This window comes from Domibacillus robiginosus (genome assembly GCF_000966195.1).
Lineage (GTDB): Bacteria > Bacillota > Bacilli > Bacillales > Domibacillaceae > Domibacillus > Domibacillus robiginosus.
Map to the genome: position 1 here is coordinate 1 of NZ_LAHL01000002.1, position 15,210 is coordinate 15,210.

Below are 15,210 nucleotides of genomic sequence, written 5' to 3' on the forward strand. Positions count from 1 at the left end.
AAATCTCGCGTGCGTAAAAAACAATCAAAAACAAAGCCGAAGAAACAAATCTCAAGGGCACTAAATAAACGCACAGGTGGTGTTTATTCGGTGCTTTTTTTATTTCGTCAATGAATGAATTAAAAATCAAAAAGCAATTAGCCCAAGGCGGTGCTTAATAAGGTGCACGAACATGAAAATAGATAAAAAAAGATATCTAGAAGGCTGAAAGCAGAAAATAAAAGCTAAAAACAATATAAAGGAGCAGGTGACCGGAACATTCAATAAGAAATTCATAAACTAATAAAAAAAGTGGTGCCCTCAAAATTTCTTGAAAGCGGACTGCGATTGGCAGCCGCTTTTTTTGCGTCAATACACATACATAAACGGGCTGCGCGTGTCTATCAATCGGGGAATAACAGCCATTGGGCTCTTGTTTCTTTTAAAAGGCAGACTGCAACAGGTTTTAACTTGCTTTAAAAAGGGTAGATAATATTTGTTCGAATAAACTGCCTCCAGCATCCCCTCTTAACTTTTATTCCTGAAAAGCAGATTAAAATTTTTGGGTTGGTTGGTTTTCATAGTAGTATACATAAGAAAGATGTTATCTAATAGAATCGAGGATATTGAAATGACAGAAAGATTAAACCCATCCCTGGATATTCGTTTTCAAGATTTTGAAGAAGCGGCGGTCCGGGTTCTTCAAATTATGGCGGAATTCATCCATGTAAACACGTTATTTATTGCCCGTAACGACGGCAAAACGAACCGTATGGTAAAGGTATTAAACAAAAGTGAAAAGCTTGTGAATGAAGGGGATGAACGCCCACTTCCGGAAGCGTACTGCAGCTTAAGTGTAGAACATGGCGAACAGGTTCTTGTCATTCCAGACTTAAAACAGCATATAAACACAAAAAACATGAATGTTACCGAGAAGCTTGGCGGCGGGACGTTTATTGCGATTCCGATTAATTATAAAGACGGAAAAAACTATGGAACAATTTGCGGCCTTGATACAGAAAAGCAAACATTTACAAAAAAACAGATCAAGATGTTTGAGACGATGTCTACTCTCTTATCTTATGTATTAGAGCTTGATTACACGAACAAGCAGTTATTTCGCATATCGGCACCCGTTGTAAAAGTCGCAAAAGGCATCGCGATTTTGCCCGTTGTAGGTGATATCGATGAACAGCGCGCAGAAAGCATTATCGAAAAAGCGCTTTTTAAAAGTCGTGAATTAGAGCTTGAGTGTCTTATTGTGGACTTGTCCGGCATTTTGCATATAAATCATACAGTTGTAGCCTCACTTTTAAAAATCTCCACCGTTTTAAAGCTGGTAGGTGTAAAATGCACGGTGACCGGATTACGTCCTGATCTGGCTATGAAAGCCGTTCAGATGAATGCAGATTTAGAAGAAATGGTGTTTGAAAAAGATTTGGAAAAAGCATTACAGAAAATTGGCTTCGAATTGAAGTGAAAACAAGCCCGCTTTCTACCGGCAGGCTTGTTTTTACTTTATTCTTAGGGTATACACATTCTCCACGCAAGCGATGCTTACTTTTGCGGCCATGAATCTTAAAAAGCTGGCCAGCTGGTCGTGGAAACCAGTGCAGCCAGCTTGAGCAGGGCTTCCAAAACGCATAAAAAAGAAAAAGTGGCCTCAAATCAGAGATTTGAGAACCATTTTTTCTACAGTCGGACATCTACAAAAGTATAACAGCTGGTTACACTTTTTATGGATTTTGTTTTATTTTAACTGCATGAGAAGCAGCCAGACGACATGCAAAGGCTTTAACAGATAAGCTTTCCCGCTGTGTCTGCAAAGGGCCTCATGTATTATTTAACCGAGAATGTTATAGCCCGAGTCTACGTACACAATCTCGCCTGTGACGCCTCTTGAAAGGTGGCTAAGCATCGCTAAAGTCATATCGCCCACTTCTTCTTGTGTAACATTTCTTCTAAGTGGTGCTTTTTCTTCGATTTGATGAAGGATCTCGTTAAAAGATGGGATGCCTTTTGCGGCCAAGGTACGAACAGCTCCTGCTGAAATGGCGTTTACACGAATATCACTTGCACCTAAATCTTCCGCTAAATATCTGACAGAAGCTTCAAGCGACGCTTTAGCAATACCCATTACATTATAGCCTGGAACTACACGTTCAGCACCAAGGTAACTCATCGCGATAATCGAACCGCCTTCTGTCATGAAAGGTTTTGCTGCTTTCGCTACCGCGATGAGGGAATAAGCACTTGTATCCTGCGCAAAGGCAAAACCGTCGCGGGACGTGTCGATAAACGCGCCTTTAAGGTCTTCTGCATGTGCAAAAGCGATAGAATGAACAACGCCATGAATAGTGCCTGCTTTTTCTCCAATACGGGAAAAGGCCTCTTGAATGCTTTCATCACTATTGATGTCACAGGGAACAATCAATTCTGCTTCTATGCTGGTAGCAGCCAGAGCTTTTTCTAGTTTTTGAAGTGAACGTTCTTTCCGGTATGTAAAAATAAGATTCGCTCCTGCTTTGTGAAGAGATTTTGCTACTCCCCAGGCAATGCTTCGCTCATTTGCTACTCCCATCACGACAATGGTTTTCCCTTTTAATTTTAATAAATCGTCCATAGTTGCCTCCTAAATACAAACATGATCATTGTATTATATCATATTATCTTCCGTTATTACCTAGTGCCAAGAGATGGTCTTTTATCTTTTAAAATTACCCTGGTTTTGAGTTAAACAAATGAGCAGGGGCATTTAGAAGTTTTCTATCGAATAACCAATTTCAAGAAAGAATGGCTATAAAGGTATAACTGTAAGTTATACCTTTATATCGATTGGTCAATTTTTCTGATGGCCCAAAGCCGCTAAAATAATTACAAAGAATGTTCCTCCTGTAACTGCTGCCAGACTATATCAAAAACGTGGCGGCTATTTGCAAAAAGATATAGCTTTCTGATCAGCTCTTTGTTTTCTAATCGAATAAACTGCAGATTTTTGTAAGACAGATGTTCAATCATAAGAGCAGGAAGGTAGGTGATCCCATATCCTTTCATTACATAATCCGTAATAGTGTGATAGCGCATACAAACAATTTTCACTGGGTCGATGTTCTTTTCTTTTATGAATGACTGAATATTACGATACAACTGACTGTCTTCTGGCGGCAAAACCTGCGGATAGCGCAGGCAGTCTTTTATATGTATAGATGTTTTTTCGGTTAAAGGATGCCCTTTAGGCACTACGGCCTGGAACTCCTCTTCGTAAATAAACTTTGAAAAAAGGCCCGGGTAAGAAGCATAATCCTGCACAATAGCAGAATCGATTTTTCCTGATTCAAGCATAGGAAGAAATTCACTGCATTCTTCCCGTGTGACCGTAAAATCTATTTTAATTTTCTGTTCGGCTTCTAACTCAGGAAGGTAATAGGTAGCCAGAAAAGGAGAGACGCCGAAGCGGATGTTTTTAATTACACTGTGTTCCTTCATTTTATTTTTCAAAGCAAGCAACAGGGGAGAAACATCCTCATACAGGTTTCTTCCTTTGTCTGTAAGCTTCATCCCTTGGTGAGAGCGTTCAAACAGCTTATATCCAAGTTCGTTCTCAAATAACTTTATTTGTTTGCTTAAAGCAGGCTGTGTAACGTGAAGATGATGCGCTGCCTTGGTCAGCGTACCGTATTCTGCTACCGCAACAAAGTATTCGATTGATCTAAGATTATTCAACTACATACACTTCCTTGAAATGGGGCTTTTATCTATGGCTTATTATAGCTTATTACTCCTTTCCATCCTATTTGAAGTCATTGGGGTGACTTTTCTTAACCTCGCGGATGGATTTACTGTTTTTATACCAACGGTTTTAGCCATTTTATTTTATTGTTCATCTATTGCGATTTATATTTTCATTACGGCAAATCGTGAAGTAGGAATCGTGAATGCTGTTTTTGCAGGAACTGGAACAGCTTTAGTTACTCTTCTGGGAATTCTCTTGTTTCATGAAAGTATATCCGTGATTAAATTACTTGGCATTGGTTTAATTGTCGCAGGTGCCGTGGCTATTAATACGAAGCCTGACACAAAATCGCCGCTGGAAGGGGAACGTTTATAATGGGGTATGTATTCTTGGGCCTAAGCATTTTATTGGGTGTTTCAGGCCAGTTATGTGTAAAGGTGTCAAATGGTTTTAAAGTGATCAAGCCGTCAATCGCTGCTTTTGGACTGTTTATTATCTGCATTTACTTTGTGTCATTATCTACCCGGTATTTAGAGACAGGCGTTGTCTTTGCAGTTTGGGCTGGGCTGACGATTGTAAGTACCGCATTACTTGGTATTTTCGTATTTGGAGAATCGCGGAGTAAAAGGAAGCTTTTTTCCATTTTATCAATCCTGGCTGGTGTTGTTTTGCTGAAGCTGGTATAAGATAAATACTGTACTTACAATTTTTCTAAAGCTAACAGGTTAGTGTAAGGATTATGGAAGGTAAGTTGGATGATTTTATTTATGGATGATCATCTTGGTTTGTAGCATTTTGTGGCTTTGTTTTTCCGTATATTCTTTAACCAACGATGGTGTTCAGCTCAATAATGACAGCTAAAGGATCTTACAAGGTACTTTTTCTTTTGCTAAACAGTCAAGGTAATTGTGTAAAATAAGCCTGTTGTTTACATACAAAAGCACAAAAGTGGAGGGTGAAAAGGGATAAAAGTGGATGATTACATCGCTCAGGGTTTAAAATAACATTAGTGATAAAAAGGTTGTGATTGTGGCTCTTTTTATATAAACGATGAAAAAGGACATCAGGGAAGAAGGAATGTACATGGACTGGAGACCGGACCGAACGGACAAAAAACCGATCTACAAGCAGATTGCAGATTACATAGAGCAGGGAATTTCCGAAGGCACGTTTTCAGCTGACAGCCTGCTACCCTCCGAACGCGCCTTGGCCAGTGAGCTGCAAGTGAACAGAAGTACCGTTGTGGCGGCTTATGAAGAATTACAGTCTTTGGGCGTGGTTGAACGAAAAAAGGGAAGCGGCACAAGAGTCAGTACAAACATTTGGGGGATCGCCCACAAGCGGGTTCCGAACTGGGGCCGCTATGTAGAAGACGGCTCTTTTTTACCGAATCTTCCTATGGTTCAGCGTATTCGCACAGAAACATACAAAAACGATTTGATTAATCTGGCTAGCGGCGAGCTCACCGAGGCGCTGTTTCCGAATACTGAATTTCAAGCGATTCTTTTCCAGAAGCCATTTACTGGTTACCTGGGCTATGATCATCCGCAAGGAAACGAATCTCTAAGGAAAGCCATCTGTGCTCATGTTGAGCAACACAAAAAAATTAAAGCGGATCCAGCCTCTGTGTTGATTACCTCGGGTGCCCAACAGGCTCTCCATTTGATTATCCAGTGCCTGCTGAAGCCGGGAGATGCTGTTGCGATAGAGGATCCTTCTTATTGTTACTCGCTGCCGATTTTTCAGTCTGCCGGGCTGAAAACGTTTCACCTTCCTGTCGATGAACAGGGCATGAATCCTCAGGATTTGGTGAATCTTCATAAAAAGCATAAGATCCGGATGGTTTTTTTGAATCCAGACCACCAAAATCCGAGTGGAACGGCTATGTCACAGGCAAGACGTCGGAAAGTGCTGGAGTTGTCGGCCGAATTTGGTATTCCTGTAATCGAAGATGATCCATACAGTTTAACGTCTTTTAATGGAGAAGTGCATCCAACACTGAAATCAATGGACGAAAATGGAAATGTACTATATGTCAGCTCGTTATCTAAAATTGTCGCGTCAGGGCTGCGGATCGGCTGGGTAATTGGACCGAGCACGGTTATTCAGCGGCTCGCTGATGCCAAACAGCAGGTTGATTTTGGCCACAGTATTTTTCCGCAGTGGGTGGCGAAGGAATTTCTAGAATCAGAGCAGTTTCACGACCATATTGCCATGCTGAGAGGGAAATTAGAAGCACAAAGAAATGAAATAACATCAACCCTGACAAAGATTCTAGGAGACCAGGTTGAATTTTTCATGCCGCAGGGCGGTATCCACCTATGGTGCAAATTAAAAGAAGAAGTTAATGAATACGAGCTGTTAAACGAGTCTATGAAAAGAGGCGTCGCTTTTGTGCCGGGCAGCATTATGGGCTCAAAAACTGGCTATGTCCGGTTGACATTCGGGCGGGAAGAACCTGAAGCCATCCGAAAGGGAATTGTCCGGTTTGCAGAAGCCCTAAAGGCAGTTCAATCCTTGACGCAAACATAAACAAGCCAGCTCTTTTAATTGGATGGCCTAAAAAGAGATAAATTGGCTGGTTCTTTTTTCGAGAAATCTAGTATGATAGTAAACAGGGAGTAAAAGGTACCTTTATATTGAAAATAAAAATGGAGATGATGAAGATGTCAACGACTGCTCTGATTCTAACAGCACTCTTTGGGCTGTTTAAAATATTAGTCACATGCCTTCCAACCGGCGCGGTGGAACGATTGATCCGCAAGTACGAAATGCATGCAAAACTAAGTGAAGAAAAAACAACCATTACGTTGGATGGTGTACGCCTAGAAGGTGAAGAAAAAGCGCAAGTGATTCATGAGTTCAATGAAGCAGCGGTTCTAAAAAAATATTATATCTTTCCTGGAAATGAGTCGTTGTTTTTGCATCCGGAAAATGGAGGGATTCCATTTGTAGTGGATACGAAAAGAGGCCGCAAAGCCGTACGGTTATTTGTCTATCGTTACGACGACCACGTTGATGTTGTAAAGCAGTATAATAACAAAGTAATCGCCTACAGCGTATGTTCTGATAGTCTTCAAAAACGTTCAATGACTGCAGACCTTATTTAAACATGATCTGTATCACAACGAACCTTTTTAAGCAAGAGAAAAAAACACCTTTCAGCTGAATGCGGGTATTATATACCCAAAAAGCGGCTGAAAGGTTTTTTTGTTTTTAAGAGAAGCGTTGATTGGAGATACTGAGCCTGTGAGAAGTTAGACGGAATGCAGACTTTTAGCTGCGCTGTTCGTTTCCTATTAACATGCTGGTTAAAGAAAGGGGTAAAATGATGCCGAAAATAACGGTAGTAGGAGAAAATACATTTAAAGTAGATGCAGGGAAAAAGCTGGTGCTGGCATTAGAAGATAATGGAATAGGCGTTCTTCACCGATGCGGAGGCAAAGCCCGATGTACAACCTGCCGTGTAGAAATATTGGAAGGTGACTTTGACGATTTAACCAATATTGAAAGAAAAGCATTTGACGACAAAGGGCTGGTAGAAGATAATATCCGCTTGTCCTGCCAGGTCCGAGTGAACGGGGATATGACAATCCGCCCTGTAATGACTGTGCAAAGCTCCGGTATGGATCCGGGTCCGAGACCGGCTGAATAAGGGGGCTGAATATGCACTTATGGGGGAAACAGCACGAATGATACAAAGAATCTCTGCAGTTTTTATCACAAAGGTTCCAGCGCAAAAAACCACTTTTTTCGAGTGGTTTTTTTAATTTTATTGATCCTTATCCAGCCTCTGTTTTTGTAAATAAAAGCTTGATACCAAATCCGACTAATACAACCCCTGTTGCCCTTTCCATCCAGTTTTGTACAGTGGGAGACAGCAGCCATTCGCGGATAAAGTGAAGACAGAAAACATACACCACAAACCAGACGATAGACAGCAGGGCATACGTACAGCCCATCAGGAAAAGGTCAAGCATGGCATGATTTGGATTTGTGACAAACTGAGGCAAAAAGGTTAGAAAGAAAACGGCCACTTTTGGATTAAGCAGATTGGAAAGCAGTCCTTCCCGGAAAGCGGATTTTTGTTTATTAGGATCTTGCTTTTCATTTACAGGTCCTTTTTTCTTCGGTAAAAAAGCAGTGATCCCCAAATAAATCAAATACACAGCACCGATCCATTTAATCAGGTTAAAGGCGATAGCAGATTGTACTAAAAGAGCAGATAAGCCTAATGCCGATGCAATGGTATGTCCAAGAGACCCGGCTGTAATGCCCGCTGCCATTTGAAATCCGGCTTTTCGTCCATCGGCCATTGTACGCTTTGTAATCAGGGCAGTATCAACACCCGGGCTCATTACTACAAATAGCGTCATTATGATAAAAGCAAGCATTTGGTCCCTCCTTAAGAATGGCTCGTTCTTATTGAATATGTTAAATTTAATTTAACATATGAAAGTGTATTGTACAATTTAAATTAATAAGTTAATTTTAATTAAACAAGAGGTGCAGAATGAATCAATTTTCCATTGGTCAAAAAGTAGAAGAATTAAGAAAAAATATGGATCTTTCTTTAAGGGAATTGGCGAAACGAGCAGGGATTACTCCCTCTATGTTAAGTCAGATTGAGAAGAGCAGTGCCAATCCGTCCATTCAAACACTGAAGTCTCTGGCGAAAGTATTGGATGTGCCGGTTTTTACATTTCTCATGGAAGAGATTAATACAAAAGAGCTTATTGTGAAGAAGGAAGACCGCAAGCAGATGTTGATTGACGGGCTTCATTACGAATTGGTTTCACCGGACTTTACCAGTCAGCTTGCTACGGCGATTATGCGCTTATCACCTGGCAGCCATTCTTCTAAAGAGCCGCTTTCCCATAAAGGGGAAGAAGTGGCGTTTGTGGTAGAAGGACCGATTGGCTTAACACTGTTAGGAGACGAATATGAGCTGCAGACAGGCGACAGCGTTAAAATCCCGGCTTACACGGAGCATAAGTGGTCCAATACCACCAGCCACGAGGTAAGCATTTTATTTTCAGTTACGCCTCCGGCTTTTTAACACAGAAAAAGACAAAGCGGGCTTTATTCACCGCTTTGTCTATCGTTCGGAAGAAAAACTGTAAAAGAAAAGCTTGTTAAGCAGTTGGCATACCGCCGGTTACACTGTAAATCTGGCCTGTCACATAGCTGGCACTATCAGAAGCTAAAAACACATATACATCTGACAGCTCTACCGGCTGTCCGGCACGCTGTAGCGGTGTAGGCGGATTACCCTGACCGAAATCGGGAATGTTTGCAGTTGGCTGTCCTCCGGAAATTTGAAGAGGAGTCCAGATAGGGCCTGGTGCAACCGAATTAACCCGTATGCCTTTTGAAGCTACTTGTTTGGCAAAGGCCTTTGTGAAGTTCATGATCGTGCTTTTTGTCGCTGCATAATCCAACAGCATCGGTGACGGAGTAAAAGCTTCAACAGACGTTGTGGTAATAATCGATGCCCCTGCGGATAAGTGAGGCATGGCCGCTTTTACAGTCCAGTACAAAGAAAACACATTTGTTTCAAATGTCGCTTTAATTTGGTCAGTTGTCAGATCCATAATGTCTTCTACAGCCTGCTGTTTACCGGCTACAAGTGCCAGTATATCTAACCCGCCCAGCTCACTGTGGGCTTTTTCAACCATGTCCTGGCAAAATTCCTCGTTTCGCAGATCACCCGGGATCAAAATCGCTTTCCGGCCTTCTTTTTCAATCAGCTCTTTGACTTCTTCCGCATCCGGCTGCTCAACAGGCAGGTAGTTAATTGCCACGTCAGCACCTTCGCGGGCGTAAGCGATCGCAGCTGCACGGCCAATGCCGGAATCGCCACCTGTAACAAGCGCCTTTCTGCCCGTTAATTTACCAGAACCTTTATAACTGGTTTCGCCGCAGTCGGGAAGGGGGCTCATCTCTTTTTGCAGGCCGGGCGGCTCTTGAAATTGTTCCGGGAATTTACCGTTAAAGTACTGTTCTAATGGATTTTTTGGCATTTGAAAAACTCCTTTTAAAAAGATTTCACATGTACAACCTGTGGTTGTCTATACTGGTTTATATTGCCTTTGTGAAAAATAGTAAACTTCATTTAGCAAATAGGGGTTAGAATACGACTTTCTTTTATCTATTTGCTTTTTTTAATAAAGTTACGTTTAAAAGGAGTTTTTGGAGGATATACAATCCTTATTTTTATATATGGGTTTGAAGGTAAGTTAAATGGCACTGCCAGTAATTTTGACCCGGCTACTATCCAGTCTGCAACAAAGTGCCGCCACGCTTAGAAGGCTGTTTTGCGTGAGCTCGTTTTTCCTTGACAGGTTTGCCCGGAGAAGGAAAGGATGTTTGGACACCTGTCGTTTCATGAGGAGCTGTTTAGAAGAGATTATTGAGAAAATAAGCCATTTTTTGAGCGAGAAAAGAAAGGCTTTTCTTTGTCATTCATCATTATAAAACTATGTCTCGTAGAGATGGACACCTGTTTGCGACATTAAGAAACCATAAATACGGTAAGACGAGAAAGAACATCTAATAAAATTTTTGGTAGATAATTTTTTTAGAGGTGATTTTATTTAAATATTCTAATTATTACAACATTTTTTAATAATATAAATAGTATTGTAATATACAGAAAACATATTATAATACTATTTATGACGAAGACAGTTGTCCTTGTCAGGTGGAATAAAAATGAAATAGCTTAATAGAGACAATCTTATAATTTTATCGTAGACCATTGGGGGAACAAATATGAGAAATATACTGCAGAAATGGAATCAGGTGAGCCTGGTTAAACAAATTCTTGTCGGTTTGGTTATTGGTATTATCCTGGCTGTTGCAATTCCAGAAGTAGCAAAGCCAGCTGCTATTTTAGGAACGTTATTTGTCGGTGCTTTAAAAGCCATTGCACCGGTGCTGGTACTTGTCCTGGTTATGTCGGCTATCGCGCAGCATAAAAGCGGCCATAAAACAAATATGAAATCAATTGTTGTTTTATATCTTTCGGGAACGTTTTTAGCCGGTTTAATCGCTGTTATTGCCAGTTTTATTTTTCCTGTAAGCTTATCGCTTGCAGAGGGTGCTGAAGGAGTAACGCCTCCCAGCGGTGTAACAGAAGTGTTGAAATCATTACTGCTGAACGTTGTCGATAATCCGGTAAATGCACTTGTAAATGCGAACTATATCGGAATTTTAGCTTGGGCGATCGTGCTTGGTTTGGCACTAAGAAATGCGGCTGACTCGACAAAAACGCTCATTTCAAATTTTTCAGATGCCGTATCGAAAATGGTTGCATGGGTAATTAAGCTTGCTCCACTGGGAATCATGGGTCTCGTAATTGAATCCATTACAACAAATGGACTTGAGTCACTGCTCAGCTACGGGAAACTGCTTGCTGTGCTGATTGGCTGTATGGCTTTTGTAGCGCTCATTGTGAATCCAATCATTGTGTTTGCTGCGATCCGGCAAAATCCTTATCCGCTTGTGTTCAAGTGCTTAAAGGAAAGTGGAATTACCGCGTTCTTTACACGCAGCTCCGCTGCTAATATTCCAGTGAATATGAGATTGTGTGAAAAATTGGGCCTGGATAAAGACAGTTATTCCGTATCGATTCCACTAGGTGCAACGATCAATATGGCCGGTGCCGCTGTTACGATTTCTGTACTGACACTTGCAGCCGTTCACACGCTTGGCATTCAGGTGGACATCCCGACAGCTATTATCTTAAGCGTGCTGTCAGCGGTATGCGCGTGTGGTGCTTCAGGCGTTGCGGGGGGATCTTTACTACTGATTCCGCTGGCATGCAGCTTATTTGGTATCCCGGCTGATGTTGCGATGCAAGTCGTTGGAGTAGGGTTTATCATCGGGGTTTTACAGGATTCATTTGAAACGGCCCTTAACTCGTCTACAGACGTTCTTTTCACAGCAACAGCTGAATTTAAAGAATGGCGTAAAGAAGGAAAACAAATCAATATCCGTAAGATAGGATAAAAATTGCCATTTGTCGGCCCCTCCTACTGTTACTCTACAGTAGGAGGGGCCATTTTTTATAGAGAAAATCATGAGCTGGCAAAACCGGCAGTCAGAGACATACCTAATCAGCAGTGAACATTCCATCTAAATGATAACTGCTGCACATACAGGATGGGAAATCCATATACTTATTATTGCGAAAGAACTTCAACAGCAAGCATAAGGAAAAGACCCGATTTGAACTGTCATAAGGCCGTTTTTTTATACGTATTAATACATTTATATGTATTTAATGGTTAGAGAGAAAACGGCTCAATTATACAGATAATTGTTTGAATTTTTTGTTATCTATTCAAATAAGTAGTTACACACCATGTATTTTATGGTAAATTTGTAAGTGAAAAGTAACGATTAAGGAGTAGGAGTGTGAGAGAGGACATGGCTAGATTGATGAAATATTTCCTGGTTTTTATTTTGTTTTTGAGCCTGGTAACCCCTGCTATACAGGCAGAGGCGGCAACAGTAAACAAGCACTACAAAGTAAAGGTAGAAACTAAATTAAACGTGCGGGAAAAACCCAGCCCAAGGGCAAAAGTAGTAGGGTCGCTTAAAAATGGAACTGTTGTATTTGTTTATAATACGGAGCCGGGCGGCTGGTCAAAAATCAAATACAATGGGAAAGCTGGATACGTAGCTTCAAGCTACCTGGTCGAGCAGGGATCAAACTCTTCGCCTGGTAATGATGTTTATTTTTATGCTTATCGGGACTGGGGTTATTCTAACGCAAGTAACTTGAACGTACGGTCAACTCCGGGCACAAAAGGAAAAGTGATCGGCCAACTGCAGAAATATGAAGACGTTTATATTTATGGGACGTACTCGAACGGGTGGGCAAAAGTTGATTACTACGGCAAGGTTGCTTATGTATCATCACAATACCTTGTTTATTAAAAAGGCAATCTGTTTATGTTATTAAGAACTGCTTTCAAAGCGGTTCTTTTTTATTTTGTTCTCCTATATCCGCTCCGCTTCATTGGTCATATATTTGGTCATGAGGACAAGAAATTAACCATTGAACAAGATGATGGGTTCATGAAAACGATGTTATATAAGATTGGGCACCAAGAATTTTTGCAAGAACAAGGTGAATTCGTAAAGAAACAGTCAGGGAAACTGAACCGTTAGTAATTAATATCTAATAAAATTAAACGGAGAAGAGTCCCTTATTGGGGCTTTTTTAGTGTTGAAACGGCTGGTTGAATATAGCGTCTTAATGTAAACCATTATTATTAAAACAAATTAATCAAACCCGTCTTTTATATTGTCTGCTGCAAAATTAGACGTTATATGTCCAACGCTTTGAAGTTGTGGAGTTCACTTTGCAGGAGCTTTAATAGCTAGTACCTTTTAAAATACTGGGCGTAAGCGAACGAGTATACCGGGGAGGTGTAAGAATGAAAGCAAGAAGTACTGGAAATATTTTAGGTGTTTCCTTTTATGAAAATCACAAGTAAAATGCAATAGTATTATATACATAGATAGAAAAACAGGGGGAAAGCAATATGAAAAAAACACTAAAAGTATTGGGGCTAATACTAATTGGATTTGTCCTTGGGATCATGGTAGCACCAAGCGGGGATACTTCAACAGAAACTGTCAATGAAGTTGTAGAGAATGAGGAAGAAGTCGCTACAGCAGATGCACAGACAGAGGAACAACCAGAGGAAGCAGCACCAGCTGAGAAAGCACCTACTCCAGTGTTTGAAGACGACAGTGTTAAAGTTAGCTTTGCAGGAGTGGATGGAACGGATGCCAAACTTCTAGTAGAGAACAAAACAGCGATAGCAATGACTGTGCAAGACGATAGTTTCTCCATTAATGGATTTAGCACTTCCGGCAACACAACAAGTGATAGTGTAGCACCTAACTCAAAAGGATTTGTCACAATTGATATTAGCGAATTAGGTGACGTAGGGGTGCCAGAAACGGTGTCAGGTAAACTCAATGCATTTAACTCTGAAAGCTATGATCCTATTAGTAACGTAACATTTGCAAATAAAGCAGTAAAGTAAAGCAAGAAGCCCTTCTCAAATGAGAAGGGCTTCTATTTTGAGGATATAGCGCGGATTGATTACGATCAAGTGACCAATCCATTGATATCAATTAATTAGATGTATATCAACATGATCTCTTAACTCAGCTGGGAGAGCGCTACCTTGACAGGGTAGAGGTCGCTGGTTCGAACCCAGTAGGAATCATAGGGTGCCAAACCCACGGAAACCCTTATGGAACAAGGGTTTCAACGGAAAAGATCACTTCTTCGGAGGTGATCTTTTTTTGTTTTCATCACTGAAAAACTGGTTTGGTGCCATATTGGTGCCGAAGCGGTCTATTTTGATTTTGAGAACAGGGCATCAATTTGATTTGCAGCCTCTTCCTGCATATTAGGAAGTATATGCGAGTAGATGTCCAGAGTCGTTTTGATGTTACTGTGACCCAGTCTTTCTGAAATCACCTTCGCATTTACACCTTGCGACAAAAGCATAGTAGCATGAGTGTGACGCAGATCGTGAAAGCGGATCTTCGGAACACCCGCTGCCTGAATTAGTCGGCTGTAAGACTTTTTCAAGTTCTCCGGATTAACAGGAGTACCCGAGTCAGTACAAATGACTAAATCGTAATCCTGGTATGAAGGGCCGGTCTTTAACTTCTCTTTTGCAATTGCTGCTCTATGCTTTTTTAAGACCACTACAGTCTCATTGGAAAGCTTGATACTTCTTACCCCTGAAGCGGTCTTAGCGCCCGTGAGAAACTGTTTCCCGTCCTTACTAAGGGTCTGGCGTACATACAGAATTCCCTTTTCTAGGTCAACATCCTTCCAGCGAAGTCCTAAGATCTCCCCGCGCCTCATTCCCGTTGTAATGGCTAAATGAAAAGCAGCGTACCAGCGGTGGGGAGAGGCGGCTTTCAAGAAAGTTTGAACATCATCTAACTCCCATACTGTGATTTCCGCCTTTTTCGGTTTCGGCAGCTGTATCTTCTTCACAGGATTGCTTGAGATTAACTCCATATCAACTGCATAATCCAACGAAGACTTGATTATATTGTATGCTTTCTTAATCGTGCTGCTGGCCAGTCCATCCTCAATCAAATCATTTACATATCCCTGTAAAAGCTTCGGACTTAGATGAGCCAGCTTGACGTATCCAAGCCTGGGAACGATACGATTCTTTATATAAGAGTCATATGTTTTTGCTGTTTGGATATTGATGCTGTGCTTCTTTGTTTTAAACCAGTCCTCTAAATGATCCCTAAACAAAATGGCAGATTGCTCAAAGTAGGTGCCCTTTAGTACATCAGCTTCTACTAAAGCAAGAGCTTTTTCAGCATCCCTTTTTGTTTTAAAGCCACGCTGCTTCTTTCGTTTGCGCTTTCCTGTAACAGGATCAACGCCTAGCTCTGTCGTATAGTACCAACTTGACCCATCTTGGAGCGTCTACACT

Annotated in this window: 14 protein-coding genes, 1 tRNA gene and 1 pseudogene; 11 read left to right on the forward strand and 5 right to left on the reverse strand. The window is 41.1% G+C overall.

Annotation, left to right across the window (positions count from 1 at the left end; translation table 11 throughout):
* Nucleotides 1-610: 610 nt before the first annotated feature.
* Nucleotides 611-1,459, forward strand: a complete 849-nt coding sequence (locus tag VP97_RS00600) for an STAS domain-containing protein (RefSeq protein WP_050179675.1) — start codon at nucleotides 611-613, stop codon at nucleotides 1,457-1,459.
* Between the two features lie 363 nt (nucleotides 1,460-1,822).
* On the opposite strand, the gene fabI is transcribed toward VP97_RS00600, so the two are convergent.
* Both fabI and VP97_RS00610 read right to left on the reverse strand, forming a co-directional pair.
* A complete protein-coding gene (gene fabI / locus VP97_RS00605) occupies nucleotides 1,823-2,602 on the reverse strand; it encodes an enoyl-ACP reductase FabI (protein WP_050179676.1) in 780 nt (259 codons plus the stop codon).
* A 251-nt stretch (nucleotides 2,603-2,853) separates the two neighbouring features.
* Nucleotides 2,854-3,702, reverse strand: a complete 849-nt coding sequence (locus tag VP97_RS00610) for a LysR family transcriptional regulator (protein ID WP_050179677.1) — start codon at nucleotides 3,700-3,702, stop codon at nucleotides 2,854-2,856.
* Nucleotides 3,703-3,736: 34 nt separating this feature from the next.
* On the opposite strand from VP97_RS00610, the gene VP97_RS00615 reads away from it, so the two are divergent.
* The 5 genes from VP97_RS00615 to VP97_RS00635 all read left to right on the forward strand — a co-directional run bounded on the left by VP97_RS00615 (nucleotide 3,737) and on the right by VP97_RS00635 (nucleotide 7,367).
* Nucleotides 3,737-4,087, forward strand: a complete 351-nt coding sequence (locus VP97_RS00615) for a DMT family transporter (protein WP_050179678.1) — start codon at nucleotides 3,737-3,739, stop codon at nucleotides 4,085-4,087.
* Nucleotides 4,087-4,398, forward strand: coding sequence for a DMT family transporter (locus VP97_RS00620; RefSeq protein WP_050179679.1), 312 nt, complete (start codon nucleotides 4,087-4,089; stop codon nucleotides 4,396-4,398). Before VP97_RS00615 ends, VP97_RS00620 begins: the two co-directional genes overlap by 1 nt.
* Before the next feature lie 397 nt (nucleotides 4,399-4,795).
* Nucleotides 4,796-6,244 carry a MocR-like pyridoxine biosynthesis transcription factor PdxR gene (pdxR, locus tag VP97_RS00625; RefSeq protein WP_050179680.1) on the forward strand — a complete coding sequence of 483 codons (1,449 nt, stop codon included), beginning with the start codon at nucleotides 4,796-4,798 and terminating at the stop codon, nucleotides 6,242-6,244.
* A gap of 134 nt (nucleotides 6,245-6,378) precedes the next feature.
* Entirely contained in the window at nucleotides 6,379-6,822 is a 444-nt protein-coding gene (locus tag VP97_RS00630; RefSeq protein ID WP_050179681.1) for a YfmQ family protein, read from the forward strand.
* Between the two features lie 221 nt (nucleotides 6,823-7,043).
* Nucleotides 7,044-7,367, forward strand: coding sequence for a 2Fe-2S iron-sulfur cluster-binding protein (locus VP97_RS00635; RefSeq protein ID WP_050179682.1), 324 nt, complete (start codon nucleotides 7,044-7,046; stop codon nucleotides 7,365-7,367).
* A 127-nt stretch (nucleotides 7,368-7,494) separates the two neighbouring features.
* On the opposite strand, the gene VP97_RS00640 is transcribed toward VP97_RS00635, so the two are convergent.
* A complete protein-coding gene (locus VP97_RS00640) occupies nucleotides 7,495-8,106 on the reverse strand; it encodes a LysE family translocator (RefSeq protein ID WP_050179683.1) in 612 nt (203 codons plus the stop codon).
* A 119-nt stretch (nucleotides 8,107-8,225) separates the two neighbouring features.
* On the opposite strand from VP97_RS00640, the gene VP97_RS00645 reads away from it, so the two are divergent.
* Nucleotides 8,226-8,771, forward strand: a complete 546-nt coding sequence (locus VP97_RS00645) for a helix-turn-helix domain-containing protein (RefSeq protein ID WP_050179684.1) — start codon at nucleotides 8,226-8,228, stop codon at nucleotides 8,769-8,771.
* Between the two features lie 76 nt (nucleotides 8,772-8,847).
* On the opposite strand, the gene VP97_RS00650 is transcribed toward VP97_RS00645, so the two are convergent.
* Nucleotides 8,848-9,735, reverse strand: coding sequence for an SDR family oxidoreductase (locus VP97_RS00650; RefSeq protein WP_050179685.1), 888 nt, complete (start codon nucleotides 9,733-9,735; stop codon nucleotides 8,848-8,850).
* A 751-nt stretch (nucleotides 9,736-10,486) separates the two neighbouring features.
* Between VP97_RS00650 and sstT the strand changes: the two genes are divergently transcribed.
* The 4 genes from sstT to VP97_RS00675 all read left to right on the forward strand — a co-directional run bounded on the left by sstT (nucleotide 10,487) and on the right by VP97_RS00675 (nucleotide 13,966).
* Nucleotides 10,487-11,725: a serine/threonine transporter SstT gene (gene sstT, locus VP97_RS00655; RefSeq protein WP_050179686.1), complete on the forward strand. Its 1,239-nt coding sequence runs from the start codon at nucleotides 10,487-10,489 to the stop codon at nucleotides 11,723-11,725.
* Between the two features lie 420 nt (nucleotides 11,726-12,145).
* A complete protein-coding gene (locus VP97_RS00660) occupies nucleotides 12,146-12,658 on the forward strand; it encodes an SH3 domain-containing protein (protein WP_156153371.1) in 513 nt (170 codons plus the stop codon).
* Between the two features lie 611 nt (nucleotides 12,659-13,269).
* Complete coding sequence (locus tag VP97_RS00670; RefSeq protein WP_050179689.1) at nucleotides 13,270-13,779, forward strand: hypothetical protein; 510 nt, start codon at nucleotides 13,270-13,272, stop codon at nucleotides 13,777-13,779.
* Between the two features lie 112 nt (nucleotides 13,780-13,891).
* A tRNA-Val gene (locus tag VP97_RS00675) sits at nucleotides 13,892-13,966 on the forward strand.
* Nucleotides 13,967-14,096: 130 nt separating this feature from the next.
* On the opposite strand, the pseudogene VP97_RS24835 reads toward VP97_RS00675, so the two are convergent.
* Nucleotides 14,097-15,182, reverse strand: a pseudogene (locus VP97_RS24835) (site-specific integrase); the annotation flags it as partial.
* Nucleotides 15,183-15,210 lie beyond the last annotated feature (28 nt).